Annotated in this window: 1 pseudogene; it reads right to left on the bottom strand. The window is 62.3% G+C overall.

Going from position 1 to position 825, the window contains the following annotated elements:
• Positions 1–825: pseudogene (locus HR9077_RS19135) on the bottom strand (IS3 family transposase); the annotation flags it as partial.

The following is an 825-nucleotide window of genomic DNA, read 5'->3' as shown; positions in this document are numbered from 1 at the left end:
TGGGTTCTCCATTGTGTGATTTCGTGTCGTGCATCCGCCAGGCTCAAGAACCAGTGCTGATTGAGACAGCCGTCTCGGAACTTGCCGTTGAAGCTCTCGATGAACGCATTCTGCGTCGGCTTGCCCGGCTGGATGAAGGCCAGCGTCACCTTCCGCTCACGCGCCCAAAAGAACAGTGCTTTACTGGTCAGTTCCGGCCCGTTATCGCAAACAATCGAGGCTGGCAGTGAGCGCTGCTGAGCAATCTCGTCCAGGAACCGGGCCAGCCGGCGGCCGGAAATGGAGGTATCTGCCAGTTGCCCGACACACTCGCGGCTGAAATCGTCCACGATGTTCAGCACACGAAAGCGGCGTCCCGAGGCCAACTGGTCCGACACGAAGTCCATCGACCAGCGCTGGTTGGGCCTATCCGGCAGTGGCATCGGTGTTCTCGGCCGGAGCAGCCGCTTACGCCGACGAGTTCGGACCTGAAGCCCCTGCTTGCAGTACAGTCGGTAGGTCCGCTTGCGATTGATCACCAGGCCCTCCTGACGCAACAAGGCATGCAGCAGCAAGTAGCCACAGCGGGGATAGTAGGTCGCCAAGGCTTGTAGGCGGGCCCGAAGCGGCGCATCGTCACGCGGCATGGCCTGGTACCGGGCTACCGACCTTGCCGGCCCAGCAATCGGCAGGCACCTCGCTGGCTGAGCCAGCCGCCTGCCACCAGGTGCTTCACCGCACGCCGCTTCGCTTCGGGCGTCACCACTTTCCCGAAACGATCTCCTTGAGCGCGGCATTGTCGAGGGCGCTTTCCGCCAGCAGCTTCTTCAGTCGGGCATTCTCGCT

Origin of the sequence: Modicisalibacter radicis (genome assembly GCF_900961225.1) — a bacterium.
GTDB lineage: Bacteria > Pseudomonadota > Gammaproteobacteria > Pseudomonadales > Halomonadaceae > Modicisalibacter.
Note: the sequence above shows the minus strand (reverse complement) of the source record. Positions and strands in the feature narration are given on the sequence as shown.